The organism is Pirellulales bacterium, from assembly GCA_019694455.1.
Lineage (GTDB): Bacteria > Planctomycetota > Planctomycetia > Pirellulales > JAEUIK01 > JAIBBY01.
In genome coordinates this window covers 53,099-76,180 of sequence record JAIBBY010000005.1, presented here as the reverse complement: position 1 = coordinate 76,180, position 23,082 = coordinate 53,099, and the positions used below count along the sequence as shown (strand labels likewise).

Annotated in this window: 17 protein-coding genes; 9 read left to right on the top strand and 8 right to left on the bottom strand. The window is 60.2% G+C overall.

Annotated features, from left to right (window positions below):
* Positions 1-13: 13 nt before the first annotated feature.
* The 4 genes from K1X71_03905 to K1X71_03890 are packed head-to-tail and all read right to left on the bottom strand — an operon-like array spanning position 14 to position 4,733.
* Positions 14-1,180, bottom strand: a complete 1,167-nt coding sequence (locus K1X71_03905) for an ATP-binding cassette domain-containing protein (GenBank protein ID MBX7072268.1) — start codon at positions 1,178-1,180, stop codon at positions 14-16.
* Positions 1,180-2,340, bottom strand: a complete 1,161-nt coding sequence (devC, locus tag K1X71_03900) for an ABC transporter permease DevC (protein MBX7072267.1) — start codon at positions 2,338-2,340, stop codon at positions 1,180-1,182. Before devC (K1X71_03900) ends, K1X71_03905 begins: the two co-directional genes overlap by 1 nt.
* Positions 2,341-2,379: 39 nt before the next feature.
* A complete protein-coding gene (gene devC, locus K1X71_03895; GenBank protein ID MBX7072266.1) occupies positions 2,380-3,510 on the bottom strand; it encodes an ABC transporter permease DevC in 1,131 nt (376 codons plus the stop codon).
* Positions 3,507-4,733 carry an HlyD family efflux transporter periplasmic adaptor subunit gene (locus tag K1X71_03890; GenBank protein ID MBX7072265.1) on the bottom strand — a complete coding sequence of 409 codons (1,227 nt, stop codon included), beginning with the start codon at positions 4,731-4,733 and terminating at the stop codon, positions 3,507-3,509. Before K1X71_03890 ends, devC (K1X71_03895) begins: the two co-directional genes overlap by 4 nt.
* Positions 4,734-4,913: 180 nt before the next feature.
* Here K1X71_03890 and K1X71_03885 point away from each other — a divergent pair, with 180 nt between their 5' ends.
* From K1X71_03885 to K1X71_03850, 8 genes are all read left to right on the top strand, one after another.
* The gene (locus K1X71_03885; protein MBX7072264.1) at positions 4,914-8,804 is read left to right on the top strand and encodes a hypothetical protein; all 3,891 of its coding nucleotides are present in this window, start codon (positions 4,914-4,916) and stop codon (positions 8,802-8,804) included.
* A 46-nt stretch (positions 8,805-8,850) separates the two neighbouring features.
* On the top strand, positions 8,851-9,177 hold the full coding sequence (locus tag K1X71_03880) for a hypothetical protein (GenBank protein MBX7072263.1): 327 nt from the start codon (positions 8,851-8,853) through the stop codon (positions 9,175-9,177).
* Positions 9,178-9,242: 65 nt separating this feature from the next.
* Complete coding sequence (locus K1X71_03875; protein ID MBX7072262.1) at positions 9,243-10,355, top strand: glycosyltransferase family 4 protein; 1,113 nt, start codon at positions 9,243-9,245, stop codon at positions 10,353-10,355.
* 118 nt (positions 10,356-10,473) lie between these two features.
* A complete protein-coding gene (locus tag K1X71_03870; protein MBX7072261.1) occupies positions 10,474-11,067 on the top strand; it encodes a hypothetical protein in 594 nt (197 codons plus the stop codon).
* A 12-nt stretch (positions 11,068-11,079) separates the two neighbouring features.
* Entirely contained in the window at positions 11,080-11,283 is a 204-nt protein-coding gene (locus tag K1X71_03865) for a hypothetical protein (protein MBX7072260.1), read from the top strand.
* The gene (locus tag K1X71_03860) at positions 11,283-11,645 is read left to right on the top strand and encodes a (2Fe-2S) ferredoxin domain-containing protein (GenBank protein MBX7072259.1); all 363 of its coding nucleotides are present in this window, start codon (positions 11,283-11,285) and stop codon (positions 11,643-11,645) included. Before K1X71_03865 ends, K1X71_03860 begins: the two co-directional genes overlap by 1 nt.
* A gap of 175 nt (positions 11,646-11,820) precedes the next feature.
* The gene (locus K1X71_03855; GenBank protein MBX7072258.1) at positions 11,821-13,221 is read left to right on the top strand and encodes a DASS family sodium-coupled anion symporter; all 1,401 of its coding nucleotides are present in this window, start codon (positions 11,821-11,823) and stop codon (positions 13,219-13,221) included.
* A 289-nt stretch (positions 13,222-13,510) separates the two neighbouring features.
* Positions 13,511-14,020, top strand: coding sequence for a hypothetical protein (locus K1X71_03850; protein MBX7072257.1), 510 nt, complete (start codon positions 13,511-13,513; stop codon positions 14,018-14,020).
* Positions 14,021-14,053: 33 nt separating this feature from the next.
* On the opposite strand, the gene ilvB is transcribed toward K1X71_03850, so the two are convergent.
* The gene (gene ilvB, locus K1X71_03845; protein ID MBX7072256.1) at positions 14,054-15,838 is read right to left on the bottom strand and encodes a biosynthetic-type acetolactate synthase large subunit; all 1,785 of its coding nucleotides are present in this window, start codon (positions 15,836-15,838) and stop codon (positions 14,054-14,056) included.
* Between the two features lie 562 nt (positions 15,839-16,400).
* Positions 16,401-17,675: a diaminopimelate decarboxylase gene (gene lysA, locus K1X71_03840; protein MBX7072255.1), complete on the bottom strand. Its 1,275-nt coding sequence runs from the start codon at positions 17,673-17,675 to the stop codon at positions 16,401-16,403.
* Between the two features lie 302 nt (positions 17,676-17,977).
* Here lysA and K1X71_03835 point away from each other — a divergent pair, with 302 nt between their 5' ends.
* Complete coding sequence (locus K1X71_03835; GenBank protein ID MBX7072254.1) at positions 17,978-18,952, top strand: DUF3500 domain-containing protein; 975 nt, start codon at positions 17,978-17,980, stop codon at positions 18,950-18,952.
* Positions 18,953-19,134: 182 nt separating this feature from the next.
* Here the strand turns inward: K1X71_03835 and K1X71_03830 are convergent, their stop codons facing one another.
* Positions 19,135-20,355: a hypothetical protein gene (locus K1X71_03830; protein MBX7072253.1), complete on the bottom strand. Its 1,221-nt coding sequence runs from the start codon at positions 20,353-20,355 to the stop codon at positions 19,135-19,137.
* Positions 20,356-20,696: 341 nt separating this feature from the next.
* Entirely contained in the window at positions 20,697-22,601 is a 1,905-nt protein-coding gene (nagB, locus tag K1X71_03825) for a glucosamine-6-phosphate deaminase (protein ID MBX7072252.1), read from the bottom strand.
* Between the last annotated feature and the right edge of the window lie 481 nt (positions 22,602-23,082).

Sequence of the window (23,082 nt, the reverse complement as noted above, 5' to 3'; positions counted from 1 at the left end):
CCGCAGCGCGTCATCACTGTCGTTCAAAGACGACCTTGCGAAACTCCTCTTCGAACGTTTCGCTCCCCTTAAGCACCGCGGCGAACTCCGACTTGCCCAGCGAGTACAACTCCGCGTCGGTTTCGGCGATTACGGTCGCATTGCGTGGCTCGCCCGTCATGAGCGCCACTTCGCCAAAAAACTCTCCGCTCTTGAGGTGCGGTTCCTGCTCGGCGCCGAGCTTTTCTCGGTCCACGATTTTGATTGTGCCGCTCTTGATTACATAAAATTTGTCCCCAGGATCTCCCTTGCGCACAATGGTCGTTCCTGCCGGATGCCGCTCGTAGGCCACTTCGTCGGCCATGGTGCCGATCTGTCCCGGCGTCAGCGTGTTGAACAAAGGGCAGCGCCGCAAGAACGCCACAATCTCCGCCGATTCTTTCACATGCACGTTCGAGATAATGCGGCCATCGACCATATTCACGATGCGATGCGCGGCGTCTAGTATGCGATTGTCGTGCGTCACGATTAAGATCGTGGTCTTTAGCCGCTCAGCCACGTCCTGAAACAGTTGAATCACGTCGCGCCCCGATTGACGATCCAGTGCGGCTGTCGGTTCGTCGGCCAAGATCAAGCGAGGTGAGCTCGCCAGCGCCCGCGCTATGGCCACGCGCTGCCGCTGTCCGCCAGAGAGCGCCGCCGGCTTGTGATCGAGCCGCTGTCCCAACCCCAATTGCGTCAGCAGCTCAATGCAGCGGCGCTTCATTTCCTCCGCCGTGCGCGGCTCCAGTTCCAGCGCCATCCGCACATTCTGAAATGCGGTCAGCGACTCGAACAAATTATGCGCCTGAAAGATGAAGCCGATTTTGCGCCGCACTCGCGTCAGATCCGCCTCGTCCAGGTCTCGCATTTCCGATCCAAGCACTAGCAACGAACCTTGCTGCACGCTCCGCAGTCCGCCAATCAACGTGAGCAAGGTGGTTTTTCCCGAACCCGAAGGCCCCGTCATGATGACGATCTCACCCGGCAAAAGCTCCAACTGATTGTCAAACAGCACTTGCTTGGCAAGCTCGCCGTCGCCATAGCTGTGATTCAGCCCGCGCACAGCGACGCTTGGCGCCTCGCTCGGCCGCAAAGCTCGGGAAGCTGCGCCGGTGGTCGCTGACGGCACAATAAACGATTCATTGAATGACACTGCCATCAAAACAACTCCGCGGGGTCGCTGGAGAGCACCTTTCGCACCGCCAGCGCCGCCGACGCCAGGCACATGCCCAAGGTCAGTGCGAGAATGAGCAGCGCACGCGGCACGGTTAAATCCAACAATAGCCCCGTCATACTTCCCAAGATCCAATACAATATTCCGGCCACCGCGATTCCCGGCGCAAACCCAAATAGTGCCAAGAGCAGCGCCTCTTGAAACACCACTCCGACGAAGTAACCCTTCGAATACCCCATTGCCTTCAAGGTGGCGAACTCCGCCAGATGGTCTGAAATATCGGAATACAGAATTTGATAGCAGAAGATGATTCCCACCAAAAAGCCCATCACGGTCCCCAAGCCAAAGACAAACCCCACCGGAGTGCTTCGTTGCCAGAACTGGCGCTCTTGCCGGCCAAAGCCGGCCCGAGTCAGCACATTGACGTCGTCGGGCAGAACCTCCAACAAGCGTGCCTGTAACACATGGGCTTGCCCTGGCTCTTTCAATCGTATCAACCCAATGTCGACTTCTCCCATCCCATCCTGACCTGCGCGGGGACGGCGAAAAATCGCCGCCATGGACCTGGCGCCAATCATCAAGTTGCCGTCGTTGGCAAAGTCGGTGCCGAGCGCGAATGTGCCCACAATTCGAATCGTTCGACCGCTCAAATCCGTTTGAGTTCCCGTGTCCATGGCGCCGTATTCGCGCTTCGATTTGATGTCGAACAGCGCTGTGTTGAGCGTGGCGAGCGCGCTTTGTTGCTCGCGAATCTCTGGCAAACGAAACACCGGATCGTTCGGCTCGAACGCGAACACCCTAATTGGATGTCCGATGCCAGTAGCGCTGTTCTCCAACATCGCCGTTCTCGTCTCGACATACAGGGGATAAGCAGCCGCCACGCCCTCCATGGCCAACGATTGCTGCAATCGGCGTCGCGAAAATCGCTCTGGCACGCCGAACGCGTAACGCGCGGTGCTGGTGATCACGAGATCGGCGTTCAACTGCTCGATGGCGGCTACCGTGCTATCGAGCATTGCGTTGCGAAAGCCAATCTGCATGGTCATCAGCAGCACGGCGAAGCCAATGCCGAAAACGGCCAACGCCAACGTACGCCAACTATGTGTCAGATTGCTCCAAGCCAGATTGGTTCGAGGTCTCTTCAAGCGTTGGCTCCGCGAATCGCGCTCGCGCGGCGCAAGGGTTCAGAACAGCTCCGCCGGGTCGGCCGAATACACTTTGCGCAGCGACAACACCGCCGCCAACGAACACATGGCTAGCGATCCGCACAGCACGGCCGCAATCCGGCTCCATGTCATATCCACCGGAATATGCGCCCAAGCTCGCGTGACCCAATACAAGATCTGCGCCACCACCAACCCCGGCACAAACCCAATCACCGCCAGGATCAACGCCTGCTGTATCACCATCCACGACATGGACGGTGAACTGTAGCCAATCGCCTTCAGCGTGGCGTACTCCGCCATATGCGCCGAGATGCTGCTCGCTAGCACTTGATAGACGATCGCCACTCCCACGATCACCGCCACGACCACCCCCGTGCCCAGCACCACTCCCACTGAGGTTTGCGTCGTCCAATGTCGCTGCTCCTGCCGCTCAATTTCGGCCCGAGTCAGCGCTTCCACATCGGGCGGAAGAATCGCGGCAAGCTGGTTTCGCACGGCGACAGGGTCGTCGCCGCTGCGCAGTCGAATCAGTCCCAGACTCGTATCGGTCGTCGGGCGCCCCGGAAACAATCGCCGGTAGGTTCCCTCTCCCGTCAGAATCGCTCCATCGGCTGCAAAACCAGTCCCCATGTCGAATAGGCCGGCAATTCGTAGCCGCTGCCGTCCCACATCGGTCGACACGCCAATCGACTGCGGCCCAAATTCTGGACGGCTGCGCCGATCGAGCAACACATTGCCCGTCTCTTGTAGCGCCGATTGTTGCCGTTCAATCTGGGGCAACGTGAACACGCGCTCGTCCGGCGGAAACGCCATCACCAAGATCGCGCGGCGCTGATTTGTATCCGGGTTACGCCAGGCAACATATCCCACTTCCAGCGTCGCCACCGACGACACCTCTACAAGCCCCAACGCTTGATACAGCCGCACCCGCGGAAATGCGCCTGGTCGCGATACATGCAGATACTCGCGCGAGCGAAGCAGCAAGTCGTAATTCAATCGCGAATAGATCAGCGTGGCGGTCTCCAGCACTGAACCGTAGAAGCCAAGCTGCAAAAAGATCAGCACCACCGCAAATCCCACGCCCGCCAGTGCCACCAGCGTTCGCAGCCAATCGTGGATCAAGTTGTGCCAGGCAAGCGGCGTTTTCACTCGACGGGCGCGCGTGCGTATTGAGATTCGGACGATGGCGTATGAAGTGCCGACCCCACGCGTTCGTTGCCACTGGCAGGCGTCGCTTCGACCTGGATCAACACGTCCACCTGCAGATTCACCAGCCGCGCGGCTGCTTCGCTGTTCTCCAATCGAATATGCACCGGCACCACGCGAACATCGGCCCGGGACGCCGGATCAAGGCTCATGACCTCGTTCTGCGCGACCATTGTGCCAATCTGCTCGACTGTGCCGTCAAGCTTTTCGGGTAGCGCGGGGCTCGTGATGAGCGCCCGCTGGCCCGATCGAATCAGGCCAATGTCGGTTTCGTAAACTTCCGCTACCACCTCCATCTGCTGCACGGCGCCCAACTGCATGATTGGTTGTTGTCCGACCACTTCGCCCGGTTGCAGCAAGATCCGCAGCACGCGGCCGTCGATCGGCGCGCGAACGATCGATTGTTCCAATTTCAGCTCCGCCAGTTTCACTCCCTGCCGCAGTGATTCCAGCGGCGCAGCCGCGGGCGTGCGGTCGAGTTTGACCTGCGCTGCCGCCAAACGAGCTTTGGCGCCTACCACCGCCAATTGCTGAGACGTGTGCGATTGCTCAAGCTGTTCCTTCGCTGCGGCAAGTTCCATGCGCGCCTGCTGCGCTCGCAACTCAGCTTCCTCGTGTTGCTGTGCAGACACGACACGTTCACTCAAGCCCGTCAAGCGTTCGAGATTCTTGTTGGCCAATTCGGCGCTGGCGGCCAACTGCTCCACCTTCTTTTGCTGCATCGCTACCTGGTTCACCTGCAGCTTGGACTGCTCTAAACCAATCTGCGATTCGCGCACCACCGACTCAGCGTAGGCAAGTTCCGCCTTGAGCTTCTCTTCCGCCTCGGCAAGCTGCGTCCGTGCAAAGGCCAATTCTGTCTCCCGCAGCGCATGCTCTTGCATATGCGCCAGTGGATCGCCGGAGGCGACGGTTTGACCCTCGGCGACTAAGATTTGGCCCACGCGTGAACCGGCCAGCGCGCCGACGTCGATCACGCCTCCCTTGGGGAGCAGTCGACCCAGCGCGGCGATCGAATCTCGCTTGGTAGGCATGCCTTGCACGGCTGCCTCGCGCGCCGCCTGGTTCTCTGGCGAGATGTCGCGACCAGCGCGATAACGCCATGCGGCAACGCCAATGGCGCCAACCACCAACAACATGATGACGAGCGTCAACCAACGCGACACAGTACGGCTCCACAACGATTTACGGCGTTGGCTATCTTAGTTGGCCGGGTACCCCCCTGCAAAGACGAGTCGCAGCGAACCAGCCCCTGCCGCGACGCCCTAGACCATTCGCCACAACGCGGCGTAGGATGGGCGGCGTCACGGATCGAAAACCGATGCCCGCCAGGCCCAGGACTGCGAATGACGGCCCAAGATCGCCTCACACGCGCCATTTCGGAGGTGCTCGGGTATCTCAACTTTTCGTCCGGCGCCAGCGATCCCAAGTTTCTCGCCAATCTGAACCTGTTGTTCGAGCATTGCGTTCACCGGCCCGCAGACCAACCAACCTGGCGGCAATTGGGACAGTTGCTCTCCGATGAGCTTACCCGGCTCAAAGGCACTTCCGCTGCCTTTAACGACATCTCCCAGGCGGCGGCCGTCCTGTCACTCGTCAATCGTTTGCTGATCGAATATCAATCCTTTCACTGCGACCTGCTGGGACATCTGCCAGCGGAAGAACTGTTCCGTCCCTTTTTCATTGGCCGGGCCATGGAGGCCATTCTGGCCCAGGCCGCGCCTTGGGAAGAATCCGACCGTATCGTCGCCGGCGCACTGCGGCAGCTAAACGATTATGTCGGTTATCGTCCGGTCGCCATTCTCCATTCCGGGCCGATGGAGCCCTATCCCCACGAACGCGTGCGCCCCGTTCCGCTGTTTGTCGCTGGCGCCGGTGTCGATACCGGACGCTACCTCAAGCTGATCGAGCAAACGTTGGCACTGTTGCGCGCCGCCGACGAATCGCTACTACGCGAGGCTGGCTTCAATCCCGACTTGCTCGACGAACTGGCGTTCGATCCTCGTGCCTTCGATTTCGATCACCCAGCAAGCAAACGACCAAACTATCAATTCGGACTTTGGGATCCGCATCACCTCGACAACGCAGGGCGGTATCGCCGCTTCGTAGTACAACAGGTCGCGCTCGACGCGCTGTTGGCCTGGGTAAACTCGTCCCCTGACGAACAGCGAACACAGCGGCTGTTCGAGGCGGCGGTTGCGCTCGCCGGAATCATCCTCATGGCGTCGGCTGTGAGCGGCGGCCGCCCCGACGCGCACGACTCCTCAGTCACTTTGGCTACGCTGCTTCCACGAATCGCTCGCAATCGTGATGTCTTCTACAAGTCGCTACTCGCATGCGTTGAAGGAGCGCATGGCGAACGTCTGCAAGCGGAGGCGGCGCGACTGCGCCAACCCTTTGGCGCCGTCCGGCAACACCTTAACTACCAGCTTGCGCGTTGCCGCGCTCAGCAGTTACAGCACGTCCATCTGGCGATGTTGTTCTCGCGTATCGGATATCCAGAAGCGGCTCGTCGGCAGGCGCAGGCCGTACCCGTGGCGTCCGCTCGCCTGCGCTGCGAGATTCAAATTCGCCTGATCGCGGCGCAAGCAGAAGTGGCGCGCGGCGAATTATCAGCCGCGGGCGACAACCTCTCGGCGGCTCGCGATTTGCTCTCTCGCGGCATCGCTTGCGGCGCGTTGATCGATCCTTGGAACATACTCGGATTTCAAGGTAATTTCAGCATCTTCTCCGCGCTTGAAAACACCATTCACGATCATCGGGTCGATGACTTGCTCGAATTGGTGCGTCAGATGTTTCAGCTCTATGCTCGCCTGCAATGTCGCGCGGCAATCGCCGGCGACAATGAAGCGAATGAGCGACTTTCAACGCAGCATCGCGACTTGGCCGAATGGTGGGACCGTTTCGCCACCCTCGATATCAGCGGTCTGGAGCACATAGCCGGTCGTGCCGGCTGGCAATCTACCCAGCAAGTGGCCGGCGCCTTGGCCGCCGCTCGCGCCGCGGGCGAAGCGGCAAATCAGGTGGCTTGGTGGCGCGAGCACCTCGTGCAAGCACAATCAGCCAAGGCTTACGCATTGCTGGCCGAATCGCTTATCGACGGCGGACGGCGGATGCCCGCCATGGCGCTATTGGTGCAGTGGGCCAGTCAACATGCGCGGGCGCCGCTCGCTGAGCGCGATCACGCGTTCGCCATCCCAGCCACACGATGGGTACAGGATGTGCTCGGCCAAGACGATCTGGAATCACTCGATCGCTGGCGACTTATTCAGCGATTTTTCGACTTTTTGGAAGCCAACGCCGAGGATTTATGGAATGCGCCAACCAGTGCCGCGCCGGAGCAGCGGGTCGAAGTGGTCGATGTGGAAGACGAAGAAGTCGAAGCCGATGGACCGACTTTTCAAGCGGCCTACGAAGGCATGGTCTACCGCGATAGCGCCGCCGACGGCAATGAGGGTTCGCTGATCGAGTCGCAGGGAGGCGCCAGCGAATCCGAGTTCAATGCCGAGACGGAACGCCTCGGCGATCATCTCGCGTACTTATCCATGATTGCCAGGTTGTGGCGCGCTTTGGCCGCCAGCGAGCGACTCGATTCCTCGTTCGCCGCCAACGCTGAATCGCGCGAAGTGTTGGCCGCTTGGCACGAGCATGCCCTGGCCACCGAACAGGCGCTTACGCGCTTATTGCAATCGGTTTATTCTCGATCCATTCCCTCTCCTGAAAGCTCTCGCGAATCGCTGCTCGACTTCGATCGCCTGCGAATGGCGCAACTTTCCTTGATGGATCGAGTTGCCGGAGTGGTGATTGACTGGAGCGATGCTCGTCGTTGGCTAACTGCCCGGCTGAGCGCTGGCGGCACGACGATGCCGCGAGAATGCTGGCAAGATTCTCTGGGCGCCCTTTTGGGGCACATCTTGCGGCGTGACGCAGTCGCTGCCCGGCCGGAGGCGCAAATGCTTTGCCGACAGTTGGGACAACTACCATTGCTATATCGCCCATTGGCCACGGGCGGCGCGCCAGATCAGGTGTTGCGCTCACAGCAGTTGCAGCGCTCTGTGGCCGATGTCGTGACTGCATTGCCGCGTCTCGGACTGATTCAAGAAACGTGCGATCTGCTCAAGACCAGCCAGAATATGGAGATGCGCCACCCCGTGGGCCGGGGCGCGGTGAGCGAGTTCGATCGCCTGTTTCGCCTGGGGCTCTGCGCACTCGTGCAGAGCGTGGTCGACGCCTCGCAACTATGGGCCGTCGGCGCCGAACGTGCCGAGCGACTCGTCGAGTGTCTCGAACCGTTAACCGAAAAGCTGCTCAAACGTTGGCTGCTGCATAGCCGTTCGCTCCGTCTGTCCGTGCTGGAAAAAGTGGCAGAGCCCAAACAATGGGATCGGCTGGTCGAGTTCATTCAGCGCTACGGCGACGACTTGTTCACACAGTCGTTTTTTCATGTGGGTAACCTGCGCGGCATTTTACAGCAAGGGGTCGAAAGCTGGCTTGTCGCGCAGCAGGACCGCGACGACGACGATCGCTGGGCGATTCTCGACGACCTCGACGGGCGTATGCCACGCAGCGAGGCGGCGGAGCACATCGAGTTGATCTGCGAGGCGATCCTGGAGCACTATGGCGAGTACAAGGACTACAACCACATCGCCACTCAGTCCGACAAGGGGGGATTGCTGTACATCCTGCTCGATTTTCTCCGCCTCAAAGTCCGTTACGAACGTGTCCTTTGGAACCTGCGCCCGGTGCTTTTTACGCACGAGGTGCTCGTTGGCTCGCAGCTGCACGAAGCCGCTGAAATATGGCAACGCGGATTCCGCGGCAAGACCGAGCAAGCCGCTGACTGGCATCTTCGCCGCTTGGCCGAATTAGAGCGCAAATTTGGCATTCGCTTGCCCAGCGTTGCCGATCGCATCGCCGAACGGTTTGTCGCTCCGCTAGTGCTTGATCGTATGCGAGCGTTGCTGCGGGTTTCCGCTACGGCCGAGGATCCATCGGAACGGTCCGCTGCTTTTGCCAGCCTGGAACAGGAACTCGAACGGTTCACCCAGGACCCCACCGGATCGGGGCTCGAGCTTCCCTCGTGGCTTCACGCCTTGGAACGCGAGGCAGGGCAAGCGATCGCGCAACGTGAGTCCGGCAACGTGGCACATTCCGGATCTCGCATGTTCTCGCAAATTCCGCTGACATACGATGAAGTGATGTCGCGGATCGACGCGTTCGACGCTGATGCCGAATAATCGACCGTCTTCTCATGCCTTGCTTAACTGCGACCACGAGAACGCCATGGCTAGTAACGACGAGTTCGAACCCTATCTCTTGTATCGAGTGGGCGCATCGGCGATCGAGTGCGCGTTGTGGACATTGCCCGACGGCGCCGGTGCGTTGGCGATGTTTCTCACCGAAACTGCGGCCAATCAGCATTGTTCAGCGGCGGCGGGCGGCGAACAATGGCGCGCGTCGCGCCCCCCTCGCGCTGAGCTGGTCCAAGTGCTGAAGCTCGTCTATCGCTCTGGACTGCGCTATGCAGTTCTCAATCCGACGGCTGAGTCGGGCAGCCATGTTTTTGAATTGCGGCGCGTGCTGCAGGAGCTTGGCGAATTGCCGGCATGAGTTCTCATTGAATCTCTCTCCGGCTAGCTTGGCTGAAAATCAATATGCGGATCGCGATCAATGCAATGACCACCAGGCCCGGCGGCGCCCTCACGGTGCTCGCTGGATTGCTCCGGGCGTGGCGCCGCGCGGATGACGTGGAGTTGATGGTGCTCGCCAGTGTGCCGCAGACCATTCAAACACTTCACGATCTCCAGCTTGACATCCATGTTGAATCAAACGCAGCGCGGCGCGGCCCCATTTCGCGTGCCGTCTGGCAGCGATTCTTCACAGGATTCTGGCTGCGCGACCATCACGTCGACGTGCTCATCAACAACAATCACTACCTGTCGGGAGTATCCTGCCCGCAGGTGGTGCATCATCACAACCTGTGGCGATTCATGACCCCCGAACTCGGCATTGCAGCGGGCCGAGGTTGGCGCGATCGGCTGCGCGATCGCGCCGCGCGTCGCGCGCTTCATCGCGCCGCGGCGAATGTCTTTGTCTCGCAATTTCTACGCACGCAGGCCGAGCAGTTCGTTCCGGATTCCTCGTCGCGCTATCACGTAGTTCCCAACTGCCTGGACGACGTCAGAGTGGGCGCCCCAGTAAGTTCGGCTCCGACCAGTGATACACGCACGCTGCTGGCGGTGCAAAGCGCCAATCCACACAAAGACAACCTCACCTTGGTCTGTGCGCTGGCTCAGCTTCGCGGCGCCGCTCCAATGTTCGATTGGCGGCTCGAGTTCGCCGGCAGCGCCGGTCGTGCCGATTGGGCGCCGGTCCGGCAACTGGCCGAGCAACTTGGAGTCGCCGCGCACATCGACTGGCTGGGATTTCTCGATCGCCACCAATTGAACGCGCGTTTGCGCGCCGCTTTTTGCCTCGTGGCCAGCAGTCGACTGGAATCGAGCGGCCTCACCCTGATCGAAGCGATGGCCGTTGGCTGTCCAGTGGTCGCCACACGGATCGGCGCGTTTGAAGAATACGCAGGCGACGCCGCCTTGCTATTTTCGCCTGGCCACGCAGAAGAGTTGGCCGCGGCCGTCAAGCGACTCGAAGAGCCGGAGTTGCGCGAGCGATTAATTGGTCTCGGCCGCCAGCGTGCCCAAAGGTATCGCTGGTCAGAGTGGTCGCCGAAGTTTCTCGAAATTGTGCGTCATGCGGCTACTTTGAAATCGCCAAGATCCGAGCGGTAATAGCGAATAATTCGTGATACGCCACCAAAGACTGGCCAAGCCGCCGGCGTCGCATACAATCGATGGCTTGCACGGCAGAACGTAGTTATTGCGGCATTACTCAATCTGTGAGCGAAACTTGGCGATTCCATCGGCCACCAGCACCGCATCGACCGATTCAACATCAGACGGCGCCGACCTGCGGCAAGCAATTGCCCTGCGCAATCCGGCAACCGCCGCCCTGCTGGCTTGGCTCATCCCTGGCCTGGGGCACATCTATCAAGGCCGTCCCGCCAAGGGGGTGATGTTTTCCGTCTGTATCTTGTCGATCTTCATATTTGGCCTTGTCTTGGGACAAGGGCGTGTCGTCTACGCTGCTTGGGGTCCCCAAGAGAATCGCTGGCATTTTCTCTCGCAAGTTGGCGTGGGGCTACCCGCCGCGCCGGCCGTAATTCAATGGCAGCGAGTACGCGCCGGCAAGAAACCGCTATTCGGCGATTCTCGCTTCATGGCGCCTCCTTCGTATAACGCCGACGGCTCCAACGAACTGCATCTGCTGCACAAAAACTTGAATCGCTATTTCGAGCTGGGCTCGGTCTATACCATGATCGCGGGCCTCTTGAATATGCTTGTCATCTACGACGCCTGGGCAGGTCCCGCTTTCGCCCTCCGCCGTAAGCAACCGGATGCAGATTCTGAGCAAGACGCGCCGAGCGCCGGCAAGGGGTCTTAGGAGCCGTTCGAAATGGTCACGCCACTATTGGCTAGTCATGTCGCCGATCTCTGGTACGCGTTGCCGCTGATCGTCAGCATCAGCCTCGTCTACGCCGGCACGCGCTTGGAGCACATGGAAGACATCCTGCCGCGCGCCGCTCGGATGGCTTGGTGGACGATCTTCTTTCTGTCGCTCTTGTTCGTCTTGCTATACCTCGTCGCTCGGTGGCTCTGATGCCGCGTTTTCAGAGTCTCTTGTTCGTCTGCTGCAACACGCGCGAAACCAGTCATCCACGCGGCTGCTGCAACCCCGACGCGTCCGATGCTCTGCGAAACGCCTTTCAAAGCGAGATCAAGCGCCGCAGTCTCGGGCCGCTGGTGCGAGCCTGCAAGTCGGGCTGCCTGGAACAATGTGAACTGGGGCCGACCGTGGTTATTTATCCACAAGGGATTTGGTATGGTCACGTCACACCCGCCGACGTGCCTCGGATCGTGGAAGAAACATTGATCGGCGGTCGTGTGCTGGACGATCTCGTAATTGATGAAAGTTTGCTGAACACGCGCGGGCGCGGTTCGACGCCGCCGACAGATCACTAAACGCGGAGTGCCGCTTGTGTCCGAAGGCGCTCCTGACCATCGCACGCCGCTGGGCTGGTTTGGCCTCTTTACGGGTCCAATGCTTTGCGTGGCGCTTCTCTGGGGGCAACGTTCGGGCTGGCTGCTCGATCCCGCTCGCCCGGCGCTCAACGCTGTGGCCGCTGTCACGGCACTCATGGCGCTTTGGTGGGTCACAGAAGCGATTCCCGTGGCAGTTACCGGCCTGTTGCCGCTCGTGTTGTTTCCACTGCTCGATCTTGCGCCAGCCCGCGATGTGGCGGCCGCTTACGGCAATCGACTTTTGTTTCTATTTCTGGGCGGCTTTCTCATCGCGTTGGCGGTGGAGGAAAGCGGTCTCCACCGCCGCTTGGCGCTAGCCGTCATAGCCTGGGTTGGCGGCGGCGCATCGAGATTGATCCTTGGCATGATCCTCGCGACGGGCCTTTTATCGATGTGGATGTCGAACACCGCCACCACCATCCTGATGCTCCCCATCGCCACCAGTCTGATGACCCATGTCGACGCTTGTGTCGCCGACGAAGCGCTGCGCCGCCGCTTTGGCACGGCGCTCATGCTTGGTGTGGCCTACGCCGCTAGCCTCGGCGGTATGGCCACTCTGATCGGCACCCCTACCAACGTGCTGTTCAAGGAACTATATATCGCCACCCTGGGAGAGCGCGCCCCGCCCATTACCTTTGGCGGCTGGATGCTCATGGCCGCACCATTGTCGCTCACCTTGCTCGTCCTTTGCTGGGCGCTCTTGGCCAAGCTGCTGTTCCCTGTCGGCAACGAAAGTGTCGGCGGCCACGAAATGATTGCCATCGAACGCGCTCGGCTCGGCCCGCTGCGCCCCGTCGAATGGCGCGCCGGCGCCATCTTCGTGATCACCGCGCTGTTATGGGTCTTTCGCGAACCGCTCGCCGGCTGGGGCTGGGCGCCCTTGATCGGCTGGGGCAAGTCTTCCAGCGGCGCCGAACCGGTCGACGACGCCACCATCGCCGTCTTCATGGCGCTCGTCTGTTTCATCATTCCGCGCGATCGACTAGTCGGTCGCCCCCTTTTGGAATGGAGGCGCGCAACCGATGTTCCTTGGGGTGTGTTGCTCCTATTTGGAGGTGGGTTGGCGCTAGCGCAAGGCATGGCCCACACCGGGCTCGACAAATACCTGGGCGGCGCCATCGGCGACCGACTCGTTGGCATGTCGCCGGTCGTCATCGCGATCGTGCTCGCGCTTGGGGTCACATTGCTGTCGGAACTCACCAGCAACATCGCCTGCGTGAACATCACCTTGCCCGTCATGGCCTCGTTGGCGCAGAGCATCGAATGCGATCCGCGCCTCTTGATGCTGCCGGCCGCGCTGGCCGCCAGTTGCGGCTTTATGCTGCCGGTGGCTACCGCGCCCAACGCCATTGCCTACGGCACGGGCCGTATCTCCGCCCGCCAAATGCTGTGGGCTGGCCTGTGGCTCGATCTGGTCTGCGTGTTGGCGATTGTGCTGTTTGTATTTGTAATTGGCGTCCCGGCCCTTGGTGTTAGCCTGCACGGATTACCCGACTGGGCTCGTCCCGCGCCGTAGTGTTTGCCCTAATTGCCTGGCTTGCCGACGCGTCGGATTCCCGCCAGTTGTCGTGCTAGCGGTGTTCAACTACCGCTATTAGATCAACCGATAACTAAGGGCGGAAAACGTCCGCGCGCACTGGATTGCATCGGCGCGGTTTTGTAATCTGCCGCGCTCTCGAAGGTGTCTCGGCGTCGTTAGCGGGTAGCGCATGCCGCCACGGATGGGTCGTTTGTCGCTGGTCCGGGTCTTAGGCGTCTGGGCCACTTGCTGTTGGCTACTTGCCGCGGGTTCAGGCTGCGCCGTCATGAAGGCGGCGCATCAGCCATCGAAGCGTGACCTCTCCGTGCTCACCGATGGTGTACCGCGCACGCATGTCATTGCCGAACTCGGCGCGCCAGTTTGGACCGAAGAACGTGACGGCGGCACCACTGACGTTTTCGCCTTCAAGCAAGGCTATTCCAAAGGCGCCAAGGCGTTACGTGCCATGGGGCACGCCACCGCAGATTTTCTAACAGCGGGCCTTTGGGAAGCGGCCGGCACCCCTATCGAGATCATGGCCGACGGCACACCTGTCAAGGTTGAAGTCTCTTACGACGCCAATTACTACGTCGAAAGCGTGCATGTGATCGAAGGTCAGGAGGTCATGGCCGACTCGCGCCTACTCCGGTGGAAGAAGCGTCAGCGCCAACGCGGACCGCTCTTGGCCCGGCGAGACCGAGCCACTGCCGCCGATACTTCAAACACCTCTTCCGACGAGAAGGCGGATCCGCCTCCCGTGGTGCAAACCGCCGCCGCCACAGCGGGCGTTCCCTAGCGCAAACAGCCACAACCCGGCTAGTGCCTGGATCTACTTAATCATGTCCTTCACGGTCATGCCCGACGGTATCATCGGCAGCACATGCTCCTGATACGGCACCTGCACGTCGAGCAAGTAGGGGCCGTCGGAGTCGATCATCTCCGTCAGCGCCCGCTCCAACTCTTTTTTCTCGCTCACGAAGCGCGCCTGCCACCCAAACCCTTTGGCGATGGTTACAAAGTCGGGATACCGCGACTGCGGGCCAATGCCGTTTCCCTGGCCGATCGCCTCCGGATTGTCGATCGGCCCCAGATAAGTGTGCGCCCGATTGCCGGCATGGAATCGATCTTCCCACTGCATCACCATCCCCAGGTGTTGGTTGTTGAGCAACAACACTTTGACCGGCAACTTCTCGCAGGTGGCGGTCGCCATCTCTTGCACGTTCATCAAGAAGCTGCCGTCGCCATCGATGTCGATCACCAGACTCTCGGGGTGCGCCGCCTGCGCGCCTAGCGCCGCGGGCAGACCAAACCCCATCGTCCCCAACCCCGAACTAGATAGCCATGTGCGCGGCTTGCGGAACTTGAAGTGCTGCGCCGCCCACATCTGATGCTGCCCCACACCCACCGTCACAATCGTGTCGCGCTGGGCGCACAACCGAGATAAGACCTCAATGGCGTGTTGCGGCACAATGCCCGCAAACTCGCGGTCGTAGCTAAACGGTTCGTCGCGCTTCCACTGGGCGACTTGTTTGACCCAGGCCGAAATATCGTCCGGCTTTTCAACGATCTTGTTCAACTCAGTCAGCGCGTACTTCACATCGCTGATGATCGGAATGTGCGCCGCCTTGTTCTTGTTGATCTCCGAGGGATCGACGTCGATATGGACAATTTTCGCTCCCTTGGCGAACTCCGCCACCTTGCCCGTCACGCGGTCGTCGAATCGCACACCCAAGGCGATCAGCAAATCGCACTGATCCACCGCGTAGTTGGCGTACACGCTGCCGTGCATCCCCAGCATGTCGAGCGATAGCGCCTCATCTCCAGGAAAAGCGCCGAGCCCCATCAACGTCATAGTGGTCGGAATCCCCGTCCGCCGCACCAAATCGTTTAACTCCGGCGACGCCTCCGACGCGATCACCCCGCCGCCGGCGTAAATCACGGGGCGCTTCGAGCGCTTGATCGCCGCCGCCACCTGCGCAATCTGCTCCGGCCGCGCTCGCCGCACTTCCACCCGATAACCCGGCAATTGCAACGGCTCGTCGTAGTCGGGCACGATCTTCGAAATCTGCACGTTCTTTGGCACGTCCACTAGCACCGGCCCTGGCCGACCGGTGGTGGCCACATGAAACGCCTCTCGCATCACCCGCGCCAAGTCGGCCACGTCGGTCACCAGATAGTGATGCTTGGTGATCCCGCGACACACCTCGACGATCGGCGTCTCCTGAAACGCGTCGGTCCCAATTACCGGCGTCGGCACCTGACCGGTAATCGCAATCAGCGGAATCGAGTCCATCTTGGCGTCGGCAATCGCCGTCACCAGGTTGGTCGCGCCCGGTCCGCTGGTCGCCATGCACACCCCCGGCCGGCCGGTAGTGCGGGCGTATCCTTGGGCTGAAAAGCCACCGCCCTGCTCATGTCGCGGCAAAATTGTCCGTATCGAGTCCCGAAACTTGGTCAGCGCTTGGTGTAGCGGCATGCTGGCTCCGCCCGGATAGGCAAAGATCACCTCAACTCCGTGGTTCACCAGCGACTGCACCAGAATATCGGCCCCATTGACCAATTCTCCAGAGGTCGAGGCGGAAGTTGTTGGAGCAGCGATAGTTGCCACGAGAATGCCTTTCCAGGGTGGGGAGGTTGAATCGCTCGTTTGCCATCCATCTGGGTGCGAACTAATCACCCGGATTGCGAACTCTTCAGGATATTGGGACCAGCGCCCCGTTTCAACCGCGATAAGAGCCAGGCGGCCTGCCGCTTACGACGCATGGCGCCCTCAGCAGGTTCGCCAACGCCCTCCAGGGCACATGTAGCACTGACTGAAAAAATGTGCAGTATCCAGCTCACGAACGAAGATTGCTCAGAAGGTTCGCGAGGCCGGACGGTAGTGCTTCAAAACAAATCGCCGCAGCGTCAGGATTGCTGCCAGGTTGATTGCCTTCAAGGCAATTAACCATGTTGGCACAAGCTGCGACTCGATAAAGTCGGTCACGCCGAAAGTGAAATAGCTTGCCTTGCGGCGTACACCAATTCAATCGGTGATCGATTGTAACGGACAAAGCGAGCCGCAGCGAGCGCGGCAAGCGCCATCCAAATCACGCCCTCGGCCAGATTGAACCAGTGATAGATATCGCCAAAAGCATCTCCGGCGTGATAGCGCCACCACACATGGCCCATTGGCATTAACCGCCTGGCACCGACTCGCCGCGCACCAAGTCGGCGAACGTCTGCCGCTCTCGAACCACATGGCTCTTGCCGTCCACGACCAGCACTTCCGCTGGCAGCGGCTTGGAGTTGTAGTTCGACGCCATAACAAATCCGTAGGCCCCGGCGCACTCGATCACGAGGTAGTCACCCACCCCTGCAGCGGGCAGTTCGCGCGTGCAGACGAAGCCCCCTTCCTCCTGCGTAAAGATGTCTCCCGACTCGCACAAGGGGCCTCCCACCACCACATCTCGCAGCGGCCGCTCCTCGCCGCGCCCATCCACAGCCACGATCGACATGGGATGGTAAGCCCCGTACAGTATCGGCCGCGCCAAGTTGTTGAATCCGGCGTCAAGCAAATAAAAGGTGTTGCGTCCAGACTGCTTCACGGCCCGAATCTCGCACACCAGGTAGCCACTCTCTGCCACCAAGTAACGGCCCGGCTCGATCTCCAGCGTGATCTTATGTCCCACCTGCTGCTCGATCCGCTGCCGTGTCGCGTTCCACAATTGGTAGTATGCGTCTAGGTCGACATAACTCTGTCCTTCGCGGTATGGAATCGGCAGACCGCCGCCGACGCTGATCGTACGCACAACTCGCCCCACTTCCGCCACGGCTCGTTCCATCGCCTGGCACACTTGCGACAAGTGCTCCAGATCAGTCCCCGAGCCAATGTGCATGTGCAGGCCGCTGATCGATAGCCCGTGCCGATCGGCGCGCAAGAGGCAGTCGGCTAGTTGTTCGTGCCAGATGCCATGCTTCGACTGTTCGCCGCCGGTGTTCGTTTTCTGGCTGTGCCCATGGCCAAACCCCGGATTGATCCGTAGCGTGATGTCGCGCCCCGGCGCGTGGGCGCCAAGTTGGTCGATCATGTCGGGCGATCCGCAATTCACGTGAATCCGCTTGTCGATCACCAAGTCGAGCGCGCCGCGGTCAAAAATGTCGGCGGTGTAGACGATCGGCGGCGGATCGCCAGCCGTCGAGTAGCCCGCTGCCAATGCGCGATGAACTTCCCCTTCGCTCACGGCGTCGACCAACACCCCATGCCGCCGCGCCAGATCGAGAATCGCGATGTTCGAACACGCCTTTTGGGCATAGCGAATCACGTCAAATTCGCGTAGATCCTCGATCCGCTCAATAATCTTTGCCGCGTCATACACATACGTCGGCGTGCCATGCCGCCGCGCCAACTCAACGATGTTGATTCCGGCAATTTCGCTGCGAATGGGCGTAAAGGTGGGAAGCGTGGGCATGTGCTACTTTGTTGGGTTTAGTTCACCGAGACTCGTAGGCTACTGCTAGAAACCTAACAAAGCGCGCCCTGTGATAAAAGCGGTTGTCGCGACACTTGCACTATGAAGTTGGCCTCGGCCCTACCGGGTCGTTATGCTGGCCGCGGACTCCCACGGTACTCGCAAGACAGGTGACCCGCGTGACAAGTTCGCAATCACTCTGCCGCTATGGCACTGGACGAGATTTTGCTGCTTTGACTCTTGCCTTGGCTGTGGTTGGCCTGGTCGCCGGGGCCATCTATCTGGCTTCGCCCGGACCGAAGATGACAGAGGCCGCCCAGCAGTTCTTGTCCTCTCTCGACGATGCCGGTAAGGCCAAGGCGCAAGCGCCCTTCGACGATCAGCGGCGCGTGGCCTGGCACTTCATTCCCATGCCCACCCGCAAGGGGTTGCAAATCAAGGAAATGGCCGACGCCCAGCGCAAGGCGGCGCACGCGCTTCTGTCCGCAGCGCTCAGCGAGGCAGGCTACGGCAAGGCCCAGACCATCATGGAGCTTGAGTCGATCTTGCGCGCGCTGGAGCATGACCGCAAAGACAGTCCCATCCGCGACCCCGAGCGCTACTATTTCACCATTTTTGGCGAACCTGGACTGGAGTCGAAATGGGGCCTCAGCGTCGAAGGCCACCATCTGTCGCTCAACTTCGTGGTTGATAAGAATCGCATCGTCTCGCACACGCCTGCGTTCTTCGGCGCCAACCCGGCCGTTGTGCAAGCCGAGGTCGGCGTTGGTCCCAAACGGGGCACGCGCGTCTTGGCCCAAGAAGAATTGCTCGCCTTCGAACTGATCAACTCGCTGGGAGACGATTCACGCAAGCAGGCCATCATTGGCGAAAAGGCTCCGCACGACCTGCGCGCGGCCGGCGAGCCCCAGCCTCCGCAAACGGCGCCCGAAGGCATCTCTGCGGCGAACCTCTCTGTCGAGCAGCAAGAAACCCTCCGCAAACTCATCGCCGCGTACGCCGCCAACATGCCGCAAGCGGTCGCCGCCGCGCGAATCGAAGAAATCGGAAATGCGGGCTTCGAAAAAATCCATTTCGCCTGGGCCGGCGCGCTCCAGCCCGGCATCGGTCACTACTACCGAGTGCAGGGGCCGACCTTCCTGATCGAGTTCGTCAACACCCAGCCTGATTCAGCAGGCAACCCCGCCAATCATATTCATTCGGTCTGGCGCGACATGCAGGGCGATTTCGCCATCCCGATCGGTCACGACCACAAGCAAGACGCAGAAAAGCCCTGAGTCCTCGTGGTTCTGCTGGCCGTTAAGGTTGCCCGGCGAGCGGAAAGTCCATCTGCCAAGCGCCTGCGCGAATTCTCGACAAGCAAAGAGCAGCGCGGCGTGGCTGTTCGTCACGGCCGCGCTGCCCAATTCATCGCGTCGCTACGCTGATAAGTCAGTCAGCAGCATCCAATGCGCCCGCGTTACTCGACCAAATAGGGAATCGAGCTATAGATCGATTGCGGATGGCGGGCGGGATCGTATTTGGCGATGACGCCCGCTTGCTGCAGATCGTACCGAATCCGCACGCCGACGGAGTAACCGTTGCCGCTAATCGACTCGCGCGAGAAGGGATGGAACGAGAAGATGCCATCCGAGCCACGAATTCGTCCGTACCAGTCGCGCCCCGCGTTGAAGCGATCAACGTTCTGGTTGGTCGTCTCATGGCAGCGGCGGCACGATTGACGATCAACTTCCACAAAGCCGGCGTCGTAGTTGGCGGGGACAATGTGGAACGCCGCCGTCGTGGTGGGCGCGGCGGTCGATACACCACCCGCCCCCACGCGCCATGCAGTGCTGTGCGCCGAGCGAAAGGTGGTGGTTTCCAACAGTGTGGCGACAAGTTGATCGTCGCCGACTGCGGGCAGCACGTCCTGCCCCATCGATTGCTGAAACACGCGGCGACCTGGCTGATAGTCGGTCAGCGAAAACCGACGCGCCGGCAATGGCTGTGATAAGTGATTCATGAGCTGTGCCAGTTGAGGCTGCTGCTGCCAGTTCGGCTTCAACTCGGTGATGCGTTTCGCCAGATCGTCGGCTGTGGGGAAGGGACGAAAGACATCTACGGCCCAGTCGCCTGATTCGCGCGTACGAACACGCAGTTCAAACGCGTAGTCGTAACCGTCGGGGCCACGCAGCGTAAGGATTTCTCCAAAGATGGTTCCGACCGGATAGGTCCATCCATAGCCAGTGGCGCCATCGGTTCTGCCTGGCTTTTGATACCAAACAATTGGCAAACGGCGCCCCTGTTGATCCTTGGGCAGAAGCAGAAAGCGAAACGGCTTGACACTCGCAGCGCGATGAGCGCCTGCTGGTGTGCCCCACGGAAATTCCACGTTGCCGTTGCCAAACGGCTCGCTGTCATTTGCCGAGATGTTGTAGGTGGCGCTATGCACTCCGGGGAATGCGCCGTCCCAAAACTGATACGCCTTCGGCATCTCAGAATCGGTGTAGATGATGAGTTGCGGATCGTCGAGCACGCTTTGAATATGCGGATCGTCGACCTTTGGCAGCAGCCGCCGATAGAGCGTTTCCGTGGCGGTGTTCATGAGCTTGACGGCCGGTTGTTCCATAGTCGGCTTTTCGAAACTTCCTTGTTTCTCAAGACTCGCGAGAGTCAGACAGAGCATCCAAAGGGGGTTCATCGAGGTCGCCTCCGTACGCGAGGGGTGAGAAAAACAGAAAACCAATGGCAGCCGTCACACAGTCGTGCGACGCGCGCGACGAGAGAGTCGCAAATTAGGGCGAGAGACATGCCCCATTCGGTTGGGTAGGTTCAAGCGAGCCATCAATTCAAATCGTTGTATGCGAATTTGTTGATGTGTTAGGTAGGGTCCGACCATGTGAGCAGACACCTCCCGCCAGCAACAGGGGGCTGCCGTGAAAATAGCAAGAAAGAGAAAAATTTAACGCCGCTAGAACGCGCGATCAGGAAGAATGGCGAATCTGGAAAAAGACAGTCGCCAACGTCAGTAATGCGCGCACGTCAAATGGGCTCGCCCTTCCAGCGCACAAATCCTTCCATGGCGTAGTACTCGGGCAGTCCGAATCGATTGTAGACATCGGCAGTGCCGCGATTGCGATCTTCGGCCCGCTGCCAGAACTCGCGCGGATCGTCCGGGCCAGGAAAGAGTGCTGTGTCCTTTTGCGATTCGTGGCGGAAGATGGCGAGTTTCTTTTGTTCCAGATCGCGCGGACTGAGCGGAACCGCAATTTCGATTTCGTGTGGGGCCCACTCTTGCCAAGCGCCACGATAGAGGAGCACATCGGGACGGCTGCCGCGATCGGATTCGATCTGCTTTACCGCGCGGAAGATCGCTTCGGCGCAGACGCGATGGGTGCCGTGCGGATCGGAAAGGTCGCCCGCGACATACACTTGGCCCGGATCGACACGCTCGATCAACTCGCGGATCAATCGCACATCGTCGTCACCAATGGGCCGTTTGGCGATGGTGCCGGTGCGATAAAACGGCAAATCGAGGAAGTGCAGGTTCTCCTCGCGCACGTTGATCGAAGTGGCGCCCGCCTTGGCCTCGCCCCAGCGAATCAGGGCCTTGATGCGGAGCACGGTCTCAGAATCGGGCTGGCCAGGTTTCTTGTCCCTGAGCGACTGCCCCACTTCGTCCTCCAACTGTTGCGAGCGCGACTGATCGATGCTGAATATTCGGTTGTACTCGGCTGCCAAATCGGCGAGCCAGCGGGCGTCGTGATCAAAGACCGCAATGTTGCCGCTGGTCATGTAGGCGATATGCACGTCATGTCCGTCTTCGACCAGGCGGATTAAGGTGCCGCCCATGCTGATCACGTCGTCATCAGGATGGGGGCTAAAGCAGAGTGTGCGCTTTTGTTCACGACCGGCGGGATGGTATTCGATGGTGTCCATCATCCAGCGAAACACGCGATGCGCCACCGTTTGCGCCGGGCCGTGATGCCGCAGCAATTGATGCAAGTTGTGGTTGCGAAAATCGTTGTCGTCGAGCTTCAGCAGCGCCTTGCCAGTGCGCTCGGCCAGCCAGAGCACCGCTCGCTTGATGAGCGCGTCGGTCCAGTTGACGCCCCCCAAGAGCCACGGCGTGGCTACGCCCGTCAGCTTGGCCGAAGCGGCCCGATCGAGCAGAAACGCGGCGTCTGGATGCTCGCGCAGATAACTGGCGGGCACACGATCTGTGAGTGGCCCTTCGACCGCCTCGCGAACGATTGTAGATTTATGTTCGCCCAGCGCCATCAAAATGATCTTGCGCGCATCGAGAATGGTGCCGATGCCCATGGTGATGGCGCTGGTGGGCACATTCTCCTCGCTGAAAAAGTCGCTGGCGGCGTCTTTGCGAGTGATCGGGTCCAGCGTCGCAAGCCGTGTCCGGCTATGCCGCGGGCTAAAGGGTTCGTTGAAACCGATATGTCCATTGCGACCGATGCCGAGTAGTTGCAAGTCGATGCCACCGGCGCGCTCGATCAGTTCTTCGTACCTGCGGCAATGATCGTCCACGCGGTCAGGGGGAATCGTGCCGTCCGGAATGTGGATGTTCTCGCGCGGGATGTTCACATGATCGAAGAAGTGCTCGAACATCCAGCGGTGGTAGCTTTGCAGTTGATCGCGATCGAGCCCGAAGTATTCATCGAGATTGAAGGTGACGACATGGGAGAAGTCGAGCCCTTCTTCGCGGTGCATGCGGATCAACTCGCGGTAGACGCCGACTGGGGTGGAACCAGTCGGCAGTCCCAGCACGGCTGCCTGACCAAAGCCATTGCGTTCGCGAATCAACCGCGAAATGGTTTGGGCGACAAGCCGGGCCAGATCGCCGTGCGAGTCGAATACGTAGGAGGGAATGTGGGTGCCGGAAACGGGGCGGGCGGCCGGCTGTGCGGCCGTGCTAGAAAGTGTGGTCGCCATGCCTGGTGACAGTTGTCCTCTCGAATGGTTCGTGCCGAAGACAGAACTGGATAGTATGGCATTGTTGGTCCAATATTTCCATGCAGAGTTGAGGTTGGCAACCTTACAGCAAAGCCTGTCATGCATCCCGGAAGCGACGACAATCCGTATTTAGCGCCAGTCGGGGACACGAATAGTTCGTTGCCAAGTTATCTCAAGGCAGCGGTAATGGCCGCCTCGCTACCCGGTCCGCCATTGTTGGTGGCTGGCGGGCTATGGGTATCGCGAGGGGGTATTGGCGGAGTAGCGGCGTTAGTAGTCGCCATTTTCTGGGCGGCGCGATTGGCAGTGACGGCATTTCGCCTGTCCATGCCGCTGGGCGCCGCCGTGCTGCTGGGCGAACTTGTGGCCATCATAGCGTCCTGGGTGGTAGTAGTCGCGAATTTCCATTCTCCCCACTAAACTCAGCCGGGGCACTATCGGCTCAAAAGCGGAGTCGCGA

Coding starts and splice junctions, on each gene's coding strand:
- K1X71_03830 (MBX7072253.1), bottom strand. CDS start 20,355: ATGAACCCCCTTTGGATGCTCTGTCTGACTCTCGCGAGTCTTGAGAAA.
- nagB (MBX7072252.1), bottom strand. CDS start 22,601: ATGGCGACCACACTTTCTAGCACGGCCGCACAGCCGGCCGCCCGCCCC.
- K1X71_03855 (MBX7072258.1), top strand. CDS start 11,821: ATGGCGCTTTGGTGGGTCACAGAAGCGATTCCCGTGGCAGTTACCGGC.
- K1X71_03885 (MBX7072264.1), top strand. CDS start 4,914: ATGACGGCCCAAGATCGCCTCACACGCGCCATTTCGGAGGTGCTCGGG.
- K1X71_03865 (MBX7072260.1), top strand. CDS start 11,080: ATGGTCACGCCACTATTGGCTAGTCATGTCGCCGATCTCTGGTACGCG.
- K1X71_03835 (MBX7072254.1), top strand. CDS start 17,978: ATGACAGAGGCCGCCCAGCAGTTCTTGTCCTCTCTCGACGATGCCGGT.
- K1X71_03905 (MBX7072268.1), bottom strand. CDS start 1,180: ATGGCAGTGTCATTCAATGAATCGTTTATTGTGCCGTCAGCGACCACC.
- K1X71_03875 (MBX7072262.1), top strand. CDS start 9,243: ATGACCACCAGGCCCGGCGGCGCCCTCACGGTGCTCGCTGGATTGCTC.
- K1X71_03850 (MBX7072257.1), top strand. CDS start 13,511: ATGAAGGCGGCGCATCAGCCATCGAAGCGTGACCTCTCCGTGCTCACC.
- lysA (MBX7072255.1), bottom strand. CDS start 17,675: ATGCCCACGCTTCCCACCTTTACGCCCATTCGCAGCGAAATTGCCGGA.
- K1X71_03880 (MBX7072263.1), top strand. CDS start 8,851: ATGGCTAGTAACGACGAGTTCGAACCCTATCTCTTGTATCGAGTGGGC.
- K1X71_03860 (MBX7072259.1), top strand. CDS start 11,283: ATGCCGCGTTTTCAGAGTCTCTTGTTCGTCTGCTGCAACACGCGCGAA.